Annotated in this window: 20 protein-coding genes; 11 read left to right on the top strand and 9 right to left on the bottom strand. The window is 71.4% G+C overall.

Features of this window, described 5'->3' with window-relative positions; all coding sequences use genetic code 11:
• Window positions 1-58: 58 nt before the first annotated feature.
• On the top strand, window positions 59-1,225 hold the full coding sequence (gene xylA / locus ACFU95_RS10030; protein WP_383824443.1) for a xylose isomerase: 1,167 nt from the start codon (window positions 59-61) through the stop codon (window positions 1,223-1,225).
• A gap of 438 nt (window positions 1,226-1,663) precedes the next feature.
• Window positions 1,664-1,915 (top strand): hypothetical protein, encoded by a 252-nt coding sequence (locus ACFU95_RS10025; protein ID WP_383824440.1) that lies wholly within the window; start codon window positions 1,664-1,666, stop codon window positions 1,913-1,915.
• A 333-nt stretch (window positions 1,916-2,248) separates the two neighbouring features.
• Here ACFU95_RS10025 and ACFU95_RS10020 read toward each other — a convergent pair whose 3' ends face one another.
• Entirely contained in the window at window positions 2,249-3,538 is a 1,290-nt protein-coding gene (locus ACFU95_RS10020; RefSeq protein ID WP_383824437.1) for an SWF or SNF family helicase, read from the bottom strand.
• Complete coding sequence (locus tag ACFU95_RS10015; protein WP_383824434.1) at window positions 3,535-6,387, bottom strand: SNF2-related protein; 2,853 nt, start codon at window positions 6,385-6,387, stop codon at window positions 3,535-3,537. Before ACFU95_RS10015 ends, ACFU95_RS10020 begins: the two co-directional genes overlap by 4 nt.
• A gap of 307 nt (window positions 6,388-6,694) precedes the next feature.
• Between ACFU95_RS10015 and ACFU95_RS10010 the strand changes: the two genes are divergently transcribed.
• Window positions 6,695-6,877 (top strand): hypothetical protein, encoded by a 183-nt coding sequence (locus ACFU95_RS10010; RefSeq protein ID WP_030047209.1) that lies wholly within the window; start codon window positions 6,695-6,697, stop codon window positions 6,875-6,877.
• A gap of 3 nt (window positions 6,878-6,880) precedes the next feature.
• Here ACFU95_RS10010 and ACFU95_RS10005 read toward each other — a convergent pair whose 3' ends face one another.
• From ACFU95_RS10005 to ACFU95_RS09990, 4 genes are all read right to left on the bottom strand, one after another.
• A complete protein-coding gene (locus ACFU95_RS10005; protein WP_383824431.1) occupies window positions 6,881-8,278 on the bottom strand; it encodes a tannase/feruloyl esterase family alpha/beta hydrolase in 1,398 nt (465 codons plus the stop codon).
• 181 nt (window positions 8,279-8,459) lie between these two features.
• Entirely contained in the window at window positions 8,460-9,335 is an 876-nt protein-coding gene (locus ACFU95_RS10000) for a hypothetical protein (protein WP_383824428.1), read from the bottom strand.
• Window positions 9,336-9,469: 134 nt separating this feature from the next.
• Window positions 9,470-9,790, bottom strand: coding sequence for a hypothetical protein (locus ACFU95_RS09995; protein WP_383824425.1), 321 nt, complete (start codon window positions 9,788-9,790; stop codon window positions 9,470-9,472).
• Window positions 9,791-9,906: 116 nt separating this feature from the next.
• Complete coding sequence (locus tag ACFU95_RS09990) at window positions 9,907-10,431, bottom strand: PadR family transcriptional regulator (protein ID WP_383824983.1); 525 nt, start codon at window positions 10,429-10,431, stop codon at window positions 9,907-9,909.
• A gap of 157 nt (window positions 10,432-10,588) precedes the next feature.
• On the opposite strand from ACFU95_RS09990, the gene ACFU95_RS09985 reads away from it, so the two are divergent.
• Window positions 10,589-11,344: an alpha/beta fold hydrolase gene (locus ACFU95_RS09985; protein ID WP_383824423.1), complete on the top strand. Its 756-nt coding sequence runs from the start codon at window positions 10,589-10,591 to the stop codon at window positions 11,342-11,344.
• A gap of 4 nt (window positions 11,345-11,348) precedes the next feature.
• Here the strand turns inward: ACFU95_RS09985 and ACFU95_RS09980 are convergent, their stop codons facing one another.
• A complete protein-coding gene (locus ACFU95_RS09980; RefSeq protein ID WP_383824421.1) occupies window positions 11,349-11,948 on the bottom strand; it encodes a class I SAM-dependent methyltransferase in 600 nt (199 codons plus the stop codon).
• A 152-nt stretch (window positions 11,949-12,100) separates the two neighbouring features.
• Between ACFU95_RS09980 and ACFU95_RS09975 the strand changes: the two genes are divergently transcribed.
• The 5 genes from ACFU95_RS09975 to ACFU95_RS09955 all read left to right on the top strand — a co-directional run bounded on the left by ACFU95_RS09975 (window position 12,101) and on the right by ACFU95_RS09955 (window position 17,124).
• The gene (locus ACFU95_RS09975; RefSeq protein ID WP_383824418.1) at window positions 12,101-12,874 is read left to right on the top strand and encodes an MHYT domain-containing protein; all 774 of its coding nucleotides are present in this window, start codon (window positions 12,101-12,103) and stop codon (window positions 12,872-12,874) included.
• Between the two features lie 66 nt (window positions 12,875-12,940).
• The gene (locus ACFU95_RS09970; protein ID WP_383824416.1) at window positions 12,941-15,529 is read left to right on the top strand and encodes a nitrate- and nitrite sensing domain-containing protein; all 2,589 of its coding nucleotides are present in this window, start codon (window positions 12,941-12,943) and stop codon (window positions 15,527-15,529) included.
• Entirely contained in the window at window positions 15,526-15,963 is a 438-nt protein-coding gene (locus ACFU95_RS09965; RefSeq protein ID WP_383824413.1) for a roadblock/LC7 domain-containing protein, read from the top strand. Before ACFU95_RS09970 ends, ACFU95_RS09965 begins: the two co-directional genes overlap by 4 nt.
• Window positions 15,964-15,985: 22 nt before the next feature.
• Window positions 15,986-16,399 (top strand): DUF742 domain-containing protein, encoded by a 414-nt coding sequence (locus ACFU95_RS09960; protein ID WP_383824410.1) that lies wholly within the window; start codon window positions 15,986-15,988, stop codon window positions 16,397-16,399.
• A gap of 119 nt (window positions 16,400-16,518) precedes the next feature.
• Window positions 16,519-17,124, top strand: a complete 606-nt coding sequence (locus tag ACFU95_RS09955; protein WP_383824407.1) for an ATP/GTP-binding protein — start codon at window positions 16,519-16,521, stop codon at window positions 17,122-17,124.
• Between the two features lie 55 nt (window positions 17,125-17,179).
• Here the strand turns inward: ACFU95_RS09955 and ACFU95_RS09950 are convergent, their stop codons facing one another.
• Window positions 17,180-17,608: a PPOX class F420-dependent oxidoreductase gene (locus ACFU95_RS09950; protein WP_383824404.1), complete on the bottom strand. Its 429-nt coding sequence runs from the start codon at window positions 17,606-17,608 to the stop codon at window positions 17,180-17,182.
• A gap of 97 nt (window positions 17,609-17,705) precedes the next feature.
• On the opposite strand from ACFU95_RS09950, the gene ACFU95_RS09945 reads away from it, so the two are divergent.
• On the top strand, window positions 17,706-18,119 hold the full coding sequence (locus tag ACFU95_RS09945) for a roadblock/LC7 domain-containing protein (protein WP_048580428.1): 414 nt from the start codon (window positions 17,706-17,708) through the stop codon (window positions 18,117-18,119).
• 126 nt (window positions 18,120-18,245) lie between these two features.
• Complete coding sequence (locus ACFU95_RS09940) at window positions 18,246-19,223, top strand: DUF6397 family protein (protein ID WP_383824400.1); 978 nt, start codon at window positions 18,246-18,248, stop codon at window positions 19,221-19,223.
• Here the strand turns inward: ACFU95_RS09940 and ACFU95_RS09935 are convergent.
• On the bottom strand, window positions 19,210-20,079 hold the full coding sequence (locus ACFU95_RS09935) for an acyl-CoA thioesterase (RefSeq protein ID WP_383824397.1): 870 nt from the start codon (window positions 20,077-20,079) through the stop codon (window positions 19,210-19,212). The two genes, ACFU95_RS09940 and ACFU95_RS09935, sit on opposite strands and share 14 nt — an antisense overlap.
• Window positions 20,080-20,081: the final 2 nt, after the last annotated feature.

The raw sequence follows: 20,081 nt of genomic DNA, 5'->3' as shown, positions 1-20,081 counted from the left end.
TGACGAAATAGTCGTAGCGAGTCGTGCAAGCAGTCGTCAGCAAGCAAGGAGCCGCGGCATGAGCTACCAGCCCACCCCCGAGGACAGGTTCACGTTCGGCCTGTGGACCGTCGGCTGGCAGGGGCGGGACCCCTTCGGCGACGCCACCCGCCGTGCCCTCGACCCGGTCGAGACGGTGCGGCGCCTGGCCGAACTCGGCGCCCACGGCGTCACCTTCCACGACGACGACCTGATCCCCTTCGGGTCCTCCGACACCGAGCGCGAGGCGCACATCAAGCGCTTCCGTGAGGCCCTCGACGCGACCGGCATGAAGGTGCCGATGGCCACCACCAACCTCTTCACCCACCCCGTCTTCAAGGACGGCGCGTTCACCGCCAATGACCGCGACGTGCGCCGCTACGCCCTGCGCAAGACGATCCGCAACATCGACCTGGCGGCCGAGCTGGGCGCCGAGACGTATGTCGCCTGGGGCGGCCGCGAGGGCGCCGAGTCGGGCGCCGCCAAGGACGTGCGCGTCGCTCTGGACCGCATGAAGGAGGCCTTCGACCTCCTCGGCGAGTACGTGACCTCCCAGGGGTACGACCTGAGGTTCGCGATCGAGCCCAAGCCGAACGAGCCGCGCGGCGACATCCTGCTGCCCACCGTCGGCCACGCCCTGGCGTTCATCGAGCGCCTGGAGCGCCCCGAGCTGTACGGCGTCAACCCCGAGGTCGGCCACGAGCAGATGGCCGGGCTCAACTTCCCGCACGGCATCGCGCAGGCGCTGTGGGCGGGCAAGCTGTTCCACATCGACCTCAACGGCCAGTCCGGCATCAAGTACGACCAGGACCTGCGCTTCGGCGCCGGCGACCTGCGCTCCGCCTTCTGGCTGGTCGACCTCCTGGAGAGCGCCGGTTACGCCGGGCCCCGCCACTTCGACTTCAAGCCGCCGCGGACCGAGGACCTCGACGGCGTGTGGGCGTCGGCCGCGGGCTGCATGCGCAACTACCTCATCCTCAAGGAGCGTTCGGCCGCCTTCCGCGCCGACCCGGAGGTCCAGGAGGCCCTGCGTGCCTCGCGCCTGGACGAGCTGGCACAGCCCACGGCCGCGGACGGCCTCAAGGCGCTCCTCGCGGACCGCGCGGCCTTCGAGGAGTTCGACGTCGAGGCGGCCGCCGCGCGCGGGATGGCCTTCGAGCGCCTCGACCAGCTGGCTATGGACCATCTGCTGGGGGCCCGCGGCTGACGGCCACGCGCACGTGCCGGACCGCGTGTGACCACCCGCCGCCTCGGGCGCCGAGGATCAGTTCACCGTCACACGCGGTCCGGTCAGTGGACCGAACTTCGCGCACAGTGTTCCGGAACCATGTGGTCCCTGGCATGGGCCCGTATCAACTCCCGCGAAGGGGTCGCGTCCTGACCGCTACGAGGCGACCCTTGACGTATGGCCATGCCGCCCGTACCGCCCCAGCCGCCAGGACCACCGGGTGACACGCCGCCTCCAGGAGGGGGTGGCTTCGGACCGCCTCCCGGGGGCTACGGTCCCCCGTCCGGAGGCTACGGTCCCCCACCGGGGGTCAACGGCCCGCCCACGTACGGTGGTTGGCCCCCGCCGGAGCCGTCCGGCGGAGGCGGCGGACCGAGGCGACGACGGAATCCGCTGTTCGTTCTGCTCGCCGTGATCGTGGCCGTCGGCGTTGTCGTAGCGGTGGTCCTGATCGCGTCGGGGAGCGATGATTCGTCCGACGGGAATCCGCCCGCCGAGAGTACGAGCAGCTCACCCCGGCCGTCCTTCAGCATCCCGACCGAGCTGCCCACCAAACTGCCCAGCGAACTGCCGACATCACTGCCGTCGGGGTTCCCCACGGAGCTGCCGAGCGGCTTTCCCAGCGATGTCGAATCGCTCTTCCCGTCACTGGCGGACGAGTTGCCGTAGTCACGGGCCGGGGGGCCGAGCTCGTTGGTGGAGCGGCACACGTGCGTGCCGCTCCTTGACAGCCACGCACGCGTGCCGGGCGTTTCGAGGCGACGGCCGGGGCGGCGTCAGACCCCGCGCGGCAACCGTACGTAGATCACCGAGGTTTCCACTGTCGGTGGCACGGTCCAGGCGAACCAGGTGCAGGCGCGCGGCCTTGTCGGTGGGGGCGCTCGTCGAGCCGACGATCCTCGAGCCCGGCGTCCCCCGAGCCCCCGCCCCCCGAAGTGACGTCCCGCGAGAGGGCGGACCGGACCGTCGCCGGTCACCTTGGCCGGGGCCGCCCTGCGAGGCTCACCGCGGCGCCTCCTCGGGCGCAACGTCCGCCGACGCCAACGCGGTTGCCGGATCCTGCGCGGGGCCTCCAGCGGGCACCCAGCGGCTCCGTTCCCTGCGGTACGGCCACCAGCGTCCGTCCCGCCCCAGGCGCAGTTGCCTCGGCGCGCCGACGACCGTCCACCGGTTGCCCTCCGCCCGAAGCGACGGTCGTTCGTCCTCGTCCCAGGCCGACTCCAGAGAGGCACGCGCGCGTGCGAGCGTTTCGCCGACTACGGTCCACTCCTCCTCGAGTACGCGGAGCGCGGCGACACCGCCCAGGTGCCAGGCGCGTACGGCGATCTCCAGCCGTTCCCGGTCGCGTCCCGATCCCTCTGCCAGCCGCTCCACGACGTCGGCGCCGGGGGCGCCCGCGGCGAGGCGTACCGCATCCTGGTCGAGCGTCAGCTCCGCTTCGGTGACGTGCGAACGTGGACCCGTCCGCAGGGCTTCCGCCAGCAGGTGGTGTGCTTCCGAGGCTGTCCGGGCAGCCAGGAACTCCAGGGCAGCCGGGGCGACGCCGGGTGCGGGAGGCGTCTCGGTGTCCAGGGACGGCGGTACCCCCGGCTCGGCCGGCAGCTCGGGCAGGGCGGGCAACGGCGGCAGGATGGAGCCGGTCGCGTAGGCCTCCGCGGCGTCCACGCCCTCCGGTTCGGGCGACGCGGACGGTTCGGACGGTGTGTCTACGGGGGCGGCGGTGCTGCGGGCCTGGAGGTCGTCCAGGAGGTCACGTTCGCCCCGTCCGCGCATCAGCAGCAGGACGAAGGGGTCCTGGTCCAACAAGCGTGCCACCTGGTAGCAGAGGGCCGCTGTGTGCCCGCAGTGGTCCCAGGCATCGCAGCCGCACTCCGGTTCCAGATCACCCATGCCCGGCAGCAGTTCGATGCCTGTGGCGGCCGCGTCCTCCACCAGGTGCGGCGGCATGTCGCGGTCCAGCAGAGCCGCCACGTACCCCGCGCGCTCGACCGCCATGTCCAGGAGACGGTCCCACTGTTCGGCGGTCAGCTCCTCCAGCAACACGTCGGCCCGGTGCGCCGTACGGTCGCGGCCCTGGACGACGGCCGTGATACGCCCCGGGCGCACGGACACCGCACCGACCGCTCCCGCCCGCGCCAGCCTGCGGCCCGCCTTGAGCTGTCCGGCATCCAGCGCCGTCTCCTCCAGTGCCTTCAGCCAGGCCTGGCCCCACCAGGTCCGGGCGAACCCGCGTCCTTGCGCGGGCGGCAGCGCGGCGAACGTGCGCTCCATGTCACCGTCGTGTCGAGTCATCGGGCGCCCCCTCGCAGTTCCACCAGATCGGCCAGCTCCGCGTCCGTCAGCTCGGTCAGTGCCGCCTCGCCTGCGCCTAGCACCGCGTCGGCCAGTTCCCGTTTGCGGCTGATCATGTCGGCGATCCGGTCCTCGATGGTTCCTTCGGCGATCAGCCGGTGCACCTGAACGGGCCGGGTCTGGCCGATGCGGTACGCACGGTCGGTGGCCTGTGCCTCGACGGCGGGGTTCCACCATCGGTCGTAGTGCACGACATGTTCGGCGCGGGTGAGGTTCAGGCCGGTGCCCGCGGCCTTCAACGACAACAGGAAGACGGGCACTTCACCGTTCTGGAAGCGCCGCACCAAGGTCTCGCGTTCGGTGATGGGTGTTCCGCCGTGCAGGAACTGCGAGGGCACACCGCGAGCGGCCAGGTGCTGTTCGATGAGGCGTCCCATGCGCACGTACTGCGTGAAGACCAGGACGCTCGCCCCCTCGGAGAGGATCGTGTCGAGCAACTCGTCCAGCAGCTCGAGCTTTCCCGAGCGCCCGGCGATCGTCGGGCGCTCCTCCTTGAGGAACTGCGCGGGGTGGTTGCAGATCTGCTTCAGGCCCGTCAGGAGCTTTACGATCAGACCGCGCCGGGCCATGCTGTCGGCCCCGGCGATCTCCGCGAGCGTCTCGCGGACCACGGCCTCGTACAGACCCGCCTGTTCGGTGGTGAGGTACACGGCACGATCGGTCTCCGTCTTCGGAGGGAGCTCCGGCGCGATCCCGGGATCCGACTTGCGTCGGCGCAGCAGGAACGGCCGTACCAGCCGGGTGAGGCGCTCGGCGGCGGCCGGGTCCTGGCCGCTCTCGACGACCTGGGCGTAACGCGCGCGGAAGGTGCCCAGGCGGCCCAGCAGTCCGGGCGTCGTCCAGTCGAGGATCGCCCAGAGCTCCGACAGGTTGTTCTCGACCGGGGTGCCGGTGAGGGCCACGCGCGCGCGTGCGCCGATGGAGCGCAGTTCCCGCGCGGTCGCCGAGTACGGGTTCTTCACGTGCTGGGCCTCGTCCGCCACGACCATGCCCCAAGGCACCTCGGCCAGGCGGCGTGCGTCCAGGCGCATCGTGCCGTACGTGGTGAGGACGAACTCCCCGTCCGTCACGGAGGCCAGATCACGCCGGGACCCGTGGAAGCGGTGCACGCGCGTGCCGGGCGCGAACTTCTCGATCTCGCGCTGCCAGTTGCCCATCAGGGACGTCGGACACACCACCAGCGTCGGACCGGCGGACGAGGCGTCGGACTGTCGGTGAAGATGCAGCGCGATCAGGGTGATCGTCTTGCCGAGGCCCATGTCGTCGGCCAGGCAGCAGCCCAGGCCCAGGGACGTCATCCGGGCCAGCCAGCTCAGGCCCCGCCGCTGGTAGTCCCGCAGCGTGGCGGTGAGGGCGGCCGGCTGACCCACCGGCTCCTGGCCCTCGGGGTCCGCGAGCCGCTCGCGCAGCGCCGCCAGCCAGCCGGTGGGCCGCACCTCGACCTGGCGGCCGTCGACCTCCGTGGAGCCTGTCAGCGCGGCGCCGAGCGCGTCGATGGCCGTCACCTTGCGGTCCTGCTGCGCGCGGGCGCGCCGTACCTCCTGCGGATCGACGAGGACCCACTGGTCGCGCAGCCGCACCATGGGGCGGTTCGTCTCGGCGAGCCGGTCGAGCTCCTCGCGTGTGAGCCGCTCGTCGCCCAGTGCGAACGACCAGTTGAAGACGAGCAGCGCGTCCGCGGACAGGAACGACGGCGTGTCGGAGAAGGCCCTGTCGGGCGTGGACTCCTCGTCCGGCGGACCGATCACCGCGCGGGCGGTCAGGTTGTGGGCCAGCTCCTTGGGCCAGTGGACGTCGACGCCGGCCCCGGCGAGGGTCCGAGTGCCCTCTTGAAGGAGGTCGGTCACCTCGTCGTCGGCCAGTTCCACCGCATCCGGCACCGCGGCGGAGAGCAGCGGCGTGAGCGGCGTCCAGGCGCGGGCGGCGCGGCGCAGGGCCAGGAGGGCGTCCATCCGCGCGCGTGGGCCGAAGGCGCCGGATCCCGCCCACACGTCGGCGGCGTCCGCGACGAGTGTCGGGTCACTCACGCTGTGCACCTGTAGCACCGCCCGGAACGACAGCGGCGCATCGTCGCGCGTCTCGGCGGCGAGGCCGGGGACCTCGAGCCGCAGCGACAGCCGTACGCCCGCGTCGTGGCCGGCCGCGACATCCGCGGCCCACGCGCGCTGATCGGGCACATGCTGCGGCTCCTGCGCGGCAAAGGCGGGCCCGCCCGTCACGAGCGCCGCCGCCGGGGAGCGGGGAAGGGCGTCGGCGACCGCGTCCAGGAAGGCGCGCAGCAGCCGCTCCGGATCGGGCAACCGCGGTGGCTGCGTGCCGTTCAGCGGAAGGGCGTGCGCTTCGGGCGGCATCGCGGCGGCGAGGGCGCGGAGGTGTTCGACGTCCTGAGGTCGCAGGGGACCGGCGCGCCAGGCATCGTGGTCGTCCTCCGAGAGGCCGGGCAACAGCAGTCCACGTGCCACGAGCTGAAGGGCCAGCACGGCGGCCGCGCCCCAGAAGACGCCCGCTCGGTGCGACTGCGCGGACGTACGCGCGCGCGTGAGCACCGGCAGAGCGGCACGCACCGGGAGCAGAACGGCCGGCACGCGCACCAGCTCGACACCCTCGTCGCCGGGCAGCGCGACGGCCAGCTCCTCCACGGATCCGGACGCGATGAGTGGAACCGCGCCGCCGTCCGCTCGCCAGAAGGCGACCCGGCCGGTACGGGCGGGATCACCGGGGACGAAGACGGCACAGCAGGAGGCCAGTTCGGAGATTTCGGACGGTGTTGCGTCGGGAAGCCTCGGCACAGCTCTGCAGCACTCCTCAAATTTGACTACCCGGGTGGAGTGGCCGAGGGTACAGCACTCCTGTGCTCGTCGGGCGTGCCAGCTCCGTGATCTGGGTCACTCTCTGGTTGTCGGGGTATGTCCCCCAGTGTGTAGCCCGGCTGCGCGGGGCCCGGCGAATCGACCGCACATCGGCGGGCACCGGATCTCGCGGGCCCAGTAGGGGCCGCACCTCAGGGTCGTCTCAGGGTCGCGATCCGGAACCGTGGGAAGCGCGGACCCGTTTTCAGGTCAGAGAGCGGCAGTGGCCGCGAAGGAGGCGACGCACATGTCGAAGAACGCGAAGATCGCCGCAGGAGGTGTGGCGGCCGGTCTCATCCTGTTGATCTGGCTGCCCTGGTGGGCCGCGCTCCTGATAGTCCTGGGAGTCCCGGCCGCCGCGTACCTCACGCTCGACCCGTCACAGCGGCGCAGGCTGCGCCGCGTCTCGCGCAAGGAACTCGGTCGCTGACCCTCACCCGGCCGCCCGCGCGACCGGGGTGGACAGAGAGCAGGAGTTGACCACATCGCCGCTCGCGGGCCTGCCGACGGTCCGGTCCGCGGGCGGTCGGGTGCCTCGCTCCACCCAGGAGACCAGGGCGTCGAAGGCCGAGCGGTAGCAAGGCAGGATCGGCCGCAGTCGATCCGGATGGGTGTCGTACAGGCCGTCGACGTGGGTGCCGCCCGCGATCGTGAAATAGCGGTGCAGCGGGCCCCGACCGCTCGCGTCGACCATGCGCGCGTACACGTCCGAGTCGGCCGCCTTCGGCAGCAGCGCGTCCAGGTCGCCATGCAGCGTGAGCAGCGGTCGTCCGATGCGCCCGGTCAGGGCGACGCGGGCCACGGCGCGGTGGACGGACGACGGGCGCGACGCGTAGTCGTACGAGGCGTCGGACGCGCACGGTGCCAGGATCTGCTCCGGCGTCGTCCCGGTGGACGTACCGGGGCAGCCGGGGTCGTAGGCAGGGTCGAACTCGGCGCGGTAGATCTTCTGCGTGACGCCCCAGTAGGCCTGCTCGTGGTACGGCCACAGAAACTCGGAGCCACGCGCGAAGCCGACCGCGTACAGATCCTCGTCCCGTGCGGAGCCGAGCATGCGGGCGACTGCCGTGGGCAAGGAGGTGAGCAGGTTGGGGCCGTTCGCGGTCCACAGTGCGCCCTCCCAGTCCACGCCGCCGTCGTACAGCTCTGGATGGTTCTCCAGCTGCCAGCGGGTGAGGTAGCCGCCGTTGGAGATGCCGGTCATGTAAGTACGCCGGGGAGTGTTGCCGTAACGCTGGGCCACTGCCTTGCGGGCGGCCCGGGTGAGCTGAGTGGTCCGCGTGTTCCACTCGGCGACGGCGTCACCGGGCTGCTTGCCGTCGCGGTAGAAGTCGGCGCCGTTGTTGCCCTTGTCGGTCGCGGCGTAGGCATAACCCAACGCGAGCACCTGGTCGGAGATCGCCGTGTCCGTCGCGTACTGCCTGCGGGTACCGGGGGCTCCGGTGACGACCAGTTTGCCGTTCCAGCGGTCAGGCAGCCGGATCACGAACTGCGCGTCATGACGCCATCCGTGGGTGGCGTTGAAGCGGGAGGAGTCAGGGAAATAGCCGTCGATCTGAATCCCCGGAACCCCGGTCGGCGTCCGGGTGCCCCGGGCCGTCAGCCCTGCCTGGTCGGCCATGTCGGTGTAGGGCGTGCCGGCGAGCCCTGCCGTCGTCAGATCCGCGAGGCAGGCGCTTCGCTGGAAGGCCGCGCCCGGCACCCGTACGTGTTCCTGCCGGGCGCAGTGCTGCTCGTCAACTGCCGCGGCAGCCGCTACCGGACCCGGCCCACCGAGGGCGCCGGCCAGCAGCATTGCGGCGATGAACGGAACACCTCGGGACAGGCGCATGACGGCCTCCTGGCAGCGGGGACGGACACATGAGGGAGCGGAGCCGTGAAGGCTGCCTCATAGTGCCGTCCTGGTTCCGTGCCATCCATGGGTCGGGGCCACATGGGACGCCGCCGCCAGATGGGGCCACCAGACACCGACGGGTCCGTCGGGCCTGTTGGCGTGCCGTTGAGCGCGCAGCTCAGCTGGGGCGTACGGCCATCTTGTCGAGCTCCTCCAGCAGCCCGGGCAGCTCCGGTCCGCGGCCCACCGGCAGGACCTCGCCGGGCTCGTCGTCGAGGAGGACGAACGCGATGTCGTCGGTCCTGGCGACGAGCGACCAGCCGGGTCCGTCCGCGCGCAGGGTCCGTGCGTCGCCGGGCGCGAAGGAGGACCTCACGCGGCCGAGGGGCGGCGGTGAGTCCACGTACGCGCGAGCCTCGGCCAGAACCCGCCGGATACCCGCATGTCCGCCCCGGTCCTCGTCCTTCTCGCCCGTATCGGCCCCTGCGCCCTCGCGCCCGCCCGTGTCCGCGCCCGCGGCGGTGTCCGCCGGTCCACCGCCCGCCGTCGCGAAGTCGGTGTCGTCGATCTGCTCACGCCACATCGCCCACTGCAGTGCGATTTCGTCGGCGCCCAGGCGTCGCTGGGCCGGCCCCCACACGCTCGTGTCCGGTGGCGTCAACGGCGGACCGTCCGCCACCTCGGGGTCGGGATCGTGCGGCTCAGGCACATTCGGGGCGGCGACCGCGACCGCGAGGGGCCAGCCGGGCAGCGCGGCCACGACCGTACGTTCGTCCGGTGACAGGTCGTACTCCATGCCGCAGTCCCAGGAGGCGATGGCGACGGCGACCAGGGAGACGTCGTCGATGACGACCGTCCACCGAGCCCCGTCGCCGTCCTGGCCGAGTACCAGGCCGTATCCGTCGGCGAGCGGCGCGAGGCCGAGCGTCGCACAGGCCTCCGGATAGTCGTCGCCCAGCACGCTCGGAAACTTCGCCGGCGTCAGCAGCACCGCCGTGAGCACATAGAGCGCATCGTCCGCGGCGGCGACGGTCTCCTCGTCCGTCCCGGCCATCCCAGCCTCCCCATCGGTTCGTCCATCGGCGCGCACCCTAGTGCGAGCGGAAGCCGCTTGTCACGACTCCCCGGCACACCCGAGCTGTAGCTTTCCGACTGGTCGGGGCGAATCGACCGAGATCGTCCGTCGTGTCAGGCCGCCGGGAGCCCGAGGAGGCTGCGGGCGACGGTCTGCGGTGACTCGTCGCGCTCCCGGGCGAGCGCGATGACGGCCCGGCACGCCAGCTCGCTCACCCCGAACGACAGCGCCTCCGGAGACACCCAGCCGGTTGCCTCGTCGATCTGCTCCTGGTCGTCCTCCGCGCAGGCCGACACATAGACGGCGGCGGCCTCGAACAGATTGTGCGGGCGCTTGTCCTTGTGCGTGCGCCGGTGCTGGTCTCTGTTGGCGTCTTCCTCCGTGCGCGAGGAACCGAGAAGCCTCGCCCACGACTTGCGCACCCTGTCCCACATGCTGGCCGCCTTCCCCCTGTGTGGCTGATCCGACTGATCGTCCATCTTCCATTATTCAACGTGGAGTTGAAGTCTCGGCGGCACAAGGGGAGCTGCCGGCCGGCACGCGCGTGTGGTCACTCCTCGAGTGAGGCGATCGTCTCGTGCAGCCAGGCGAGTTCGGTCCGCGACGTGGCCCGCGCGATGGTCAGGATGCCGCGTCGGAAGGGGTCGTCCAGCTCCTCCGCGGGCAGCGGCCGGTCTCCGTCGTAGAAGAAGCTCGCGGGCTCTTCGAGGAAGGCCAGCCGACGCCTCAGTACAGCGGACTGGGCGGCCGGATCGTCCAGGTGCCGCAGGAAGGCGAGCAGTGTGAACCACCGGTTCTCGTCGCTGATGTCGCGCGGGTCGGGCTCGGCGAGCCGGCGGCGCAGGTCCTGGCGGCCCGCTTCGGTCGGCGTCAGGACATGACGCGGAGCGGCCACCGAGCCGGGTTCCGTGGCACGGGCGAGCAGACCCGCCTTCTCCAGCCGTTTGATCGCGGGGTACAGCGTGCCCTCGGCGACCGGCTTCACGTGCCCCGTCAGCGCTGTGAGGCGTTTGCGCAGCTCATAGCCGTGGAGCGGGGTTTCGTAGAGGAATCCGAGGATGGCGAGCTCCAGCATGGCCACATTCTCGCTCACAGCGGGTGTACATCCAAGATGAAGTACATCGAAGTCTTGATACATCGGAACCGATGTATATAGTCGAAGGGCTGGCAAGCGGTGGCCGCTCTCGCGGCGGGCGCGGCGCGGGACCGACAAGGCTCCACGGGAGGACGCGATGAGGCAGGCCGAGTTCGACGGCAAGGGCAGCTGTATCCGCTGGACGCAAACACCGGGAGCGGGACCCGCGCGCGTGTACGTGCACGGTCTGGGGTCGATCGCCTCCGTGTACCACGCCCACATCGCCGCCCGGCCGGAACTCGCGGGTCGACGGAGCCTGTTCGTCGACCTGCCGGGCCACGGCATCAGTGACCGGCCCGAGGGCTTCGGGTACCGGCTGGAGGACCACGCCGACGCCCTGGCGGCGGCCCTGGACGCGGCGGGGGAGGGCGGCACAGAGCTGATCGCGCACAGCATGGGCGGTTCCGTCGCCCTCGTGCTGGCCCATCGTCGGCCCGACCTCGTCTCCCGGCTGGTCCTCACCGAGGCCAACCTCGACGCCTCGCCGCCGCCCGCCGCGGGCAGTGCATGGATCACGGCCTACGAGGAGGAGGAGTTCGTCGGCGGGGCGTACGCGCGCGTGCTGGACGCGGTCGGGCCGCTCTGGGCGGCGACCATGCGGCTGGCCGACCCGCGCGCCCTGCACCGCAGTGCCGTGGGGCTGCGACGCGGTTCCGAGCCGATCATGCGGGAAATCCTCGAAGGACTGCCGATCGATCGCGTGTTCCTTCAGGGCGAGCTCAGCGGAGAACTCCTGGGCAGGCAGGCTCTGGAGGCGGCTGGTGTGTGCGTGGTGACCGTGCCCGGTGCCGGGCACAACGTCATGCTCGACAACCCGGACGCCTTCGTCGCGGCCGTCGCCGGGCAGTGCTGAGACGTCAGAACTTCCGTGCGGCCAGTGCCAGGAAGCGGTCGTCCTCGTCGACGTACGACGTCATGCGCCACCCGGAACCGCCCAGCAGCGGCCGGAGGTTGGGCTCGGCCCGCAGGTCGCCCGGGGTGATCTGCCGGCCGTGACGTGCCGCGAGTGCCGCCCTGCCGATCGGGTGGAACAGAGCGAGTGTGCCGCCGCGGCGCACCACGCGGGCCAACTCCCGCAGGTTCTCGGCGGGATGGGGCAGGTGCGCGATGAGACCGGCCGCGAACACCGCGTCGAGCGACTCCGCCCGCAACGGCAGCGCGGCCACGTCGGCGAGCAGCAACTGCCCGTCGACGCCGCGTCCGGCCTGTGCGGCGGCCTCCAGCATGGCCGGGGTCAGATCGGCCCCGAGAACCACTCCCGAGGGCCCCACAGCGGCACGCAGCGACGGCAGGGCGCGCCCGGTGCCACAACCCGCGTCGAGGACGCGGTCCCCCTCGCGCAGCCCGAGCTCGGCGACCGCGGCGGCGTAGGCGGGTCCGTCGTCGGGAAACCGGCTGTCCCAGTCGGCGGCGCGGGCCGTGAAGAACTCCTGTACACGCGTGTGGTCGTCGCTCATGTTCCGCATGATCCCTCACCGGCACGGATGACGCCGCTGTGCACACGTTCGAGCGTGACGCGATCGTTCCGCTGCATCTCTGTGTCATATTCCAACAGCTTTCGAAATGCGCCCCCTCCGCGCGCCCCTGCCCCGGCTAGCGTCCCGGAGCCATGGGACACCTGGACCACGCCGCCCTCGGCTGGCTGACCCCCGTGCTGTCGTACGTGATGGCGTGCATAGGCGCCGCGCTGGGGCTGCGCTGCACCGTCCGCGCGCTCGGCGCAACCGGCCGGTCGCGCCGCAACTGGCTCATCACCGCCGCCTCGGCCATCGGCACCGGCATCTGGACCATGCACTTCGTGGCCATGCTGGGCTTCAGCGTCAGCGGCACCGACATCCGCTACGACGTGCCGCTCACCATCGTGAGCCTCCTCGTCGCCATGGTCGTCGTCTGCGGCGGCGTCTTCGCCGTCGGGTACAGCCGTGACCGGACCCGCGCGCTCTGCCTCGGCGGGCTCACCACCGGGCTCGGCGTCGCGAGCATGCACTACCTGGGCATGGCCGCGGTGCGACTCCACGGCGACGTCGACTACGACCCCGCACTCGTCGGACTCTCCGTCCTGATCGCCGTCCTCGCGGCCACGGCGGCCCTGTGGGCGGCGCTCAACATCCAGTCGCCCGTGGCCGTCACCATCGCCTCCCTGATCATGGGCGCGGCGGTCAGCAGCATGCACTACACCGGGATGTTCGCGGTCAGCGTGGAGGTCACACCCGCCGGCGCGGTCCTGCCCGGGGCCACGGCGATGCAGTTCATCTTCCCCCTCGCCGTCGGCCTCGGGTCCTATCTCTTCCTGACCTCGGCCTTCGTCGCACTGTCGCCCACCACGGGGGAGCGCGCGGCATCCGCGTCGGCCCAGGGATCGGTCGAGAGCGTCGCCGGCTAGCGGCGGATCCGGACCCGCGACGGCCCGGAACAGCACGCCCCCGAACCACTTCCGAGCGAGGAGGCCATGCGTACACCCCGTAGGACCACCGCAGACGGCGCCGAGACGCCGTCCCCGCCCCCTGTACGCGGCCGCCGCGCCCATGCAGGACCGCCGGCCGACGAGGGTCCGCGAGAGCCCTCGGGCGCAGCTCCGCAGGACACACCCACGCGCGTGGGGCGCTGGCGCATGCGGCCGCGCACCGTGCGCGCCAAGATCGTCTGCCTGCTGATGGTGCCGGTCGTCTCACTGCTGGCCCTGTGGGCCTACGCCACCGTCACCACCGCGCAGGACGTCTCCAGGCTGCGCCAGTTGCAGCGCGTGGATGCCGGGATCAGGGCACCCGCGGCGGCGGCCGTGGCGGCCCTCCAGGCAGAACGCGAGGCCGCGGTGCGCTGTGCGACCGACCCGTCCGCCGGCCGGAGCGACGAGTACAGGAAGCTCTCGCAGGACACCGACAAGGCGGTGGCCCGGCTACGCCTCGGCGACCGCAACACCGTCGCCGAGGGCGAGGAACTCCCCGCCGAAGTGGCCCGGCGACTGGAGGCCTTCGTCACCGGCGCCGAGCAGCTCAGCACCGTACGCGGTGCCGTGCTCGACCGTCGCTCGGGCTGGGACGAGGCGTACGGGCGGTACACGAGGACCATCGCGAGCGCGTTCTCGGTGGGCAGTGCCCTCACCGGTATCCAGGACGCCGAACTCGGCTCCGACGCGCGCGTGCTGCTCGAATTCGCCCGCGCGGGCGAGGCGTTGGCCCAGGAGGACGTGATGCTGGACAGCGCACGCCTCGCCGGGCGCCTCGACGGAGAGCGGTTGCGGCTGTTCACCGGCGCCGTCGACACCCGCCGTACGCTCACCGAGTCCGCAGTGGCCGACCTGCGAGGCCCGGAACGCGCTGCCTGGCAGAGCCTCGCCGGCGGCGGCGACTACGAGGCCGTGGGCGCCGTCGAGGACAAGGTCCTCGCCACCGCACCGGGCGTACGAGCGATCGACGCCGCGTCGGAAACCACCTGGAGCAAGGCACACGCGCGCGTGCAGGACGCGATGCGGACCATCGAGGTGGACGCCGGGCGGGACGTCGCGGATCGCGCCGACCCGTTCACCCGCGGTCTGGTCACCCCGGCCGGGGCCGCCGTCCTCTTCGGTCTCGCCGCTGTCGCCGCCTCGCTGGTGATCTCCGTACGCATCGGCCGTGGCCTAGTCGTCGAGCTGGTGAGCCTGCGCAACAGCGCCCTGGAGATCGCCCGGCGCAAGCTCCCCGAGGCCATGCGGAGACTGCGCGCCGGTGAGGAGATCGACGTCCGGGCCGAGGCGCCGCCCGGACCGCCCGCCGAGGACGAGACCGGTCAGGTCGGCGAGGCCCTGGGCACCGTCCACCGTGCCGCACTGCGTGCCGCCGTGGAGCGTGCCGAGCTCGCCAGCGGCATCTCCGGCGTCTTCGTCAACCTCGCTCGGCGCAGCCAGGTCCTGGTGCACCGCCAACTCAGTCTGCTGGACAGCATGGAGCGGCGTTCCGACGACCCGAACGAACTCAGCGACCTCTTCCGGCTGGACCACCTCACCACCCGCATGCGACGCCACGCGGAGAGCCTGATCATCCTCTCCGGGGCGGCGCCCGGTAGGGCCTGGCGGATGCCGGTCTCCCTGACCAACGTGGTCCGCGCGGCCGTCTCCGAAGTCGAGGACTACGCGCGCGTGGAGGTACGGCAGCTCCCCGAAGCGGCCGTCATCGGCGCGGCCGTCGCCGACCTCACCCACCTCCTGGCCGAGATCATCGAGAACGCGGCCCAGTTCTCGCCTCCCCACACGTGTGTGCGCGTCACCGGCGAGCCCGTCGGCAACGGTTACGCGGTCGAGGTCGAGGACCGGGGCCTCGGCATGGGCAAGGAGACACTGGCAGAGGCCAACCGGCGCATCGAACAGTCCGAGGCGCTCGACCTGTTCGACAGCGATCGGCTCGGCCTCTTCGTGGTCAGCAGGCTCGCGTCCCGGCACGGCATCAAGGTGCATCTGCGCACCTCGCCCTACGGCGGCACCACCGCCGTCGTCCTGCTGCCCACGGCGTTGCTGCACGGCACTCCGGTGGAACGTTCCGGCGAGAAGGTGGCGGACTCCGACCGGTCCGCCGAGCGCGACTACGCGCGCGTGCCCGCCGCCGATCGGCACCAGGAGTCCGTGCAAGTCGTCACGGACCGGCGTCAGGAGTCCGTTCCAGTCGTCACGGACCGGCGCCAGGAGTCCGTGCACGCCGTCGCCGACCGGCCCGCACTGGTGGCGCCCGCACCGGCCGGGGCGGAGACCCAGACCGACACCCCACCCCCCGGAGTCACCACCTTGCGACTGCACCGCCCTCCGGACGGCTCCGAAGCCTCCGACGACCTCCCACGCCGCGTGCGGCAGGCGAGCCTCGCCCCCCAACTGCGCGAGGGGCGACACGAGGAGCCGCCGGGAACGGCCGCCTCCCGCGACGACGACCAGCGCACCCCCGAACTCGTCAGGGACCGCATGGCGGCCTACCGCGACGGCTGGACGCGCGGCGGCGGCAGGCAGCCCGGCCGAGGTGGCACGCCCGATTCCACAGCGCACAGCGACAGCAGCGAAGGAGACCTCGCATGATCCAGGATCCGAGCATGAGGGCCGCCCAGCGGTCCGGTGAACTCGACTGGCTGCTGGACGACCTGGTGGTGCGGGTGAGTGAGGTGCGGCACGCCGTGGTGCTGTCCAACGACGGGCTCGCCGTGGGCGCGTCGACCGGCCTGCGCCGTGAGGACGCCGAGCACCTCGCCGCGGTGGCCTCCGGCTTCCACAGTCTGGCCAAGGGAACGGGCCGGCACTTCGGCGCCGGCGGGGTGCGTCAGACCATGGTCGAGATGGACGACGCCTTCCTGTTCGTGGCGGCAGCGGGCGACGGCTCCTGTCTCGCCGTCCTCACCGCAGTGACGGCCGACATCGGACTGGTGGCGTACGAGATGGCACGCCTGGTCAAGCGCGTCGGCGAGCACCTCCACGCGCCGCCGCGCGCCGCCGCCCGGCCGCCCGCCGCGGGATGAGCCGGAAGGACGGTCCCCGCACATGACCGATGACACGACGGCCGACCCGCGCGAGCAGGGCGGCCAGTGGTACGACAGCGAGGCCGGGCCCCTCGTCCGCCCGTACGCCATGACGGGCGGACGCACCCAACCCGGCCCCACCGGGGTGCGGTTCGATCTGATCGCCCTTGTCACCCTGGACGCGGCCGCGCCCGATGCCGACGACGACATCGCGCTCGGGCCGGAACACCGGGCCCTTGTCGAGCTCTGCCGACCGGAGACGCAGTCCGTCGCGGAACTCGCCGCGGGCGCGGATCTGCCCGTGGGGGTCGTCAGGGTGCTCCTGGGCGATCTGCTGGAACTGGGCCGCGTCACCGTCAGCCGTCCCGTCCCGCCCGCGCAGCTTCCTGACGAACGGATTCTGCGCGAGGTGATCGAAGGATTGCGGGCCCTGTAGACGACCTTTCAGAACCAGCCAAAAGCGGTCCAACCCCACGAAAGGCAGCCGTAGTTGTCATGATGCTGACTTCGCACCGTGACGTCGACCGATGCCGGCACTCCCGAGAGAAGTGATCGATGGTCTCCGAGCACCCCGACGCCCCCGACGGCGACACCGCCGCCCTGGCGTTGAAGATCCTTGTCGCCGGTGGATTCGGCGTGGGCAAGACCACCCTGGTGGGCGCGGTCAGTGAGATCAGGCCGCTGCGCACCGAGGAACTGCTCAGTGAAGCCGGGCAGCTGGTGGACGACACCGACGGCGTGAACCAGAAGGTCACCACGACGGTCGCCATGGACTTCGGGCGCATCACCATCCGCTCCGGCTTGTCCCTCTACCTCTTCGGTACCCCCGGTCAGGACCGCTTCTGGTTCCTGTGGGACGAGCTGTCGCAGGGAGCCCTGGGAGCCGTGGTCCTCGCGGACACCCGGCGCCTGGAGGCCTGCTTCCCGGCGGTGGACTACTTCGAGCACCGCCACATCCCGTTCGTCGTCGCCGTCAACTGCTTCTCGGGCGCCCGGGCGTACGGCGCGCACGACGTCTCGCGCGCCCTCGACCTGGACCGGGGAACCCCCGTGGTGCTCTGCGACGCCCGGGACCGCGATTCGGGGAAGGAAGTACTGATCCGACTCGTCGAGTACGCCGGGCGGATGCACACCGCCCGGCTGCTCGACTCCGTGGGCTGACTGGTCTTCGTCCGCCGTCGTTCCTGGTGCCGACCGACCCGGACTCGGCCCGGTGTCAGTCGGCGACGTCCCTCTCCGCCAGTACCTTGTCGATCGAGACGCGGACGAGGAGTTCCCCCGGAACACCGTTGCGGGCCCCGAACTCCTCCGCACGCTCTTCGCCCATGTAGCGGGCCCCGATGCGACCGGCCCAGTGCCTCAGCTCCTCGAGATCCTCCGAGATCCGGGCTCGGCCCCGCACCACCACGTAGCCGTACGGCGGCCGGTCGTCGTCCACGCACAGCGCCACCCGGCCGTCACGGGCCAGATTGCGGCCCTTCACACTCGACTTGCCGGTGCTGAACACCAGGTCGTCCCCGTCGAGCACGAACCAGATCGGCGTCACATGCGGACTCCCGTCGGCTCGCACGGTCGAGAGCTTCGCGGTGCGCGTGCCCTGCGAGACGAACGCCCGCCATTCCTCATCGGTCATCTTCTGCGCCATGCCCTTCATCCTCCTTGCTTGTGGGCCGGATCGTCGGGAAGGGTGACGAGGAGATCCTCCGGCGCAGGGGGAGACATCTACACGGGGAGACCGGATCATGGCGCAGAACCAGGGACTTGGCTGGCTCCTGGACGACCTGACAGAGCGCGTCGATCATGTGCGACACGCGTTGGTACTGTCCAACGACGGTCTGGTGACGGGTGCGAGCACGGGGCTGCGACGCGAGGACGCCGAGCACCTCGCCGCCGTCTCGTCCGGACTGCACAGCCTGGCCAAGGGCTCGGGACGGCACTTCGGCGCGGGCAGAGTCCGCCAGACGATGGTCGAGTTCGACGACGCCGTGCTGTTCGTCACCGCGGCGGGCACCGGCAGCTGTCTGTGTGTACTCAGCGGTGCGGAAGCAGACATCGGCCAGATCGCCTACGAGATGACCCTGCTCGTCAACCGGGTCGGTGAGCACCTCGACGTGGACGCCCGACAGCCCGAACGGACATCGCTCACAGACCTCTGACCTGCTGGTTCGTCATCTCTCGTGGAGTTATCCACAGGCCCGCCACCAGATCCGGCGCAGCGGCTACGGTTTTGTCACGGCGAGCGCACAGAGCGTGAGTCACCGACTCCACGGGGGAGACCGACCATGTCAGCCGACACCATCACGACGCCGCACCACCCGCACCACCCCCTTGCCTTCACACCCAGTCGAGCCGCCCGGGAGCTGGGACTGAAGCGAGGCGAGTTGGACCTCGCGGTCCACCTAGGACTCATTCGGACCGTGCCCGACGAAGGCGGCGGGGGCAGGCGCGTCCCACGGTCCGAGATCGATCGGCTGCGTACGGGGGACGGGGTTTCCGAGGCGTTGCTGGACCGCGTGCGGGTGGTGGGCACGACGGAGGGCGCGGACGTCATGAACGTGCCGGCCGGCAGGTTCACGCGCCTCGCGCGCCTGGGCGTCGTGGTGCCGGTGAAGTGGTACCTCAACCGCTACCGAGCCGTGGTCTGGCTGTATCTGGCCGAGGAGCTGAAGCAGTTCGCCGCCGACGAGAAGAACGCGCCGCTGCTGACCGCCCGGCGTATGCCCGAAGGGCCGCGCGGCCTGCTGGACGCGGGCGTGGACCTGCGGCCGCGCAACTGGCGTGGACGCCACCGGGGATTCCTGCTGCGACTGGCCGAAGACCCATGGGAGAGCGCCGGCGCCATGGCCGCCTTCCTCGACCCCGTCCAGGTCGCGGAGATCGTCCCCGACCCCTATGAGCGTTCCCATCTGAACCGCTTCCGGCCAGGGCCACCGGCATCCGGCGCGCCGGGTTCGCCCGCCTCCCTCATCGCCGAGAGGCTCATGACGGCGGACGACCCGGATGAGATCAGCCTGCTGCGGGCCGACCTGGCGGCGGTTCTGGAGGAGGCACGCGAAAGGCGCCCCGCGCCGCGCCCCACGGCGAAACGGGCGCCGGTCCCGGCCCATTCAAGGACTTTCGGACCGCCCCGGACCGAGGAGCCGGGGCAGCCCGAGGAGCCTCGGCAGCCTGACGAGCCGACGCGGCCTGAGGACTCACAACCGCCACGCGGCCTCCTGAGCCGGCTCCGTCGCAGAACCCGCCGGGCTACAGCGACCTGAACAACCCCTCCTGGACGACGGACACCAGCAGCCGTCCCTCCAGGTCGTAGATCCGCCCACGGGCGAGGCCCCTTCCGCCGGTCGCGATCGGCGACTCCTGGTCGTACAGGAACCACTCGTCCGCACGGAAAGGCCGGTGGAACCACATCGCGTGGTCCAGCGACGCGATGTCGAAGCTCCGCGGGCCCCACAGCGGCTCGACCGGGATGCGCACGGCGTCCAGAAGGGTCATGTCACTGGCGTAGGTCAGCGCGCAGGTGTGGACCACCGGGTCGTCGCCGAGCGGCCCGACCGCGCGCATCCACACCGCGCTGCGCGGCTCCGCGTCCTTGACCTCCTCAGCGGACCAGCGCAGCCGGTCCACATAGCGGATGTCGAAGGGCTGACGGCGCGCCATCCGCTCCAACTGCTCCGGCAGCGCGCCCAGATGCTCCCGGATCTCATCGGTGACCGTCGGCAGCGACTCCGGGTCCGGGACCTTACGGCCCGGCGGCAGCTGGTGCTCGAAGCTCCCCTGTTCAGGCTTGTGGAAGGAGGCGGTGAGATTGAAGATCGTGCGGCCCTGTTGTACGGCGGTGACCCGGCGGGTCGTGAACGACCTGCCGTCCCGCACCCGTTCGACCTGGTACACGATCGGCACGCCCGGCCGCCCCGGGCGCAGGAAGTACGCGTGCAGCGAGTGCACCGGACGGTCGCCCTCCGTGGTGCGCGCGGCGGCGACCAGCGCCTGGCCCGCCACCTGGCCGCCGAAGACCCGCTGGAGGGACTCCTGCGGGCTGCGGCCACGGAAGATGTTGACCTCGATCTGCTCCAGGTCGAGCAGATCGACGAGCCTCTCGGCCGGGTTCGTCGTCATGG

The sequence above is a fragment of the Streptomyces sp. NPDC057623 genome, assembly GCF_042800355.1.
GTDB lineage: Bacteria > Actinomycetota > Actinomycetes > Streptomycetales > Streptomycetaceae > Streptomyces.
The sequence above is the reverse complement of the archived record's forward strand: the minus strand, read 5'-3'. Positions and strand labels throughout refer to the sequence as shown.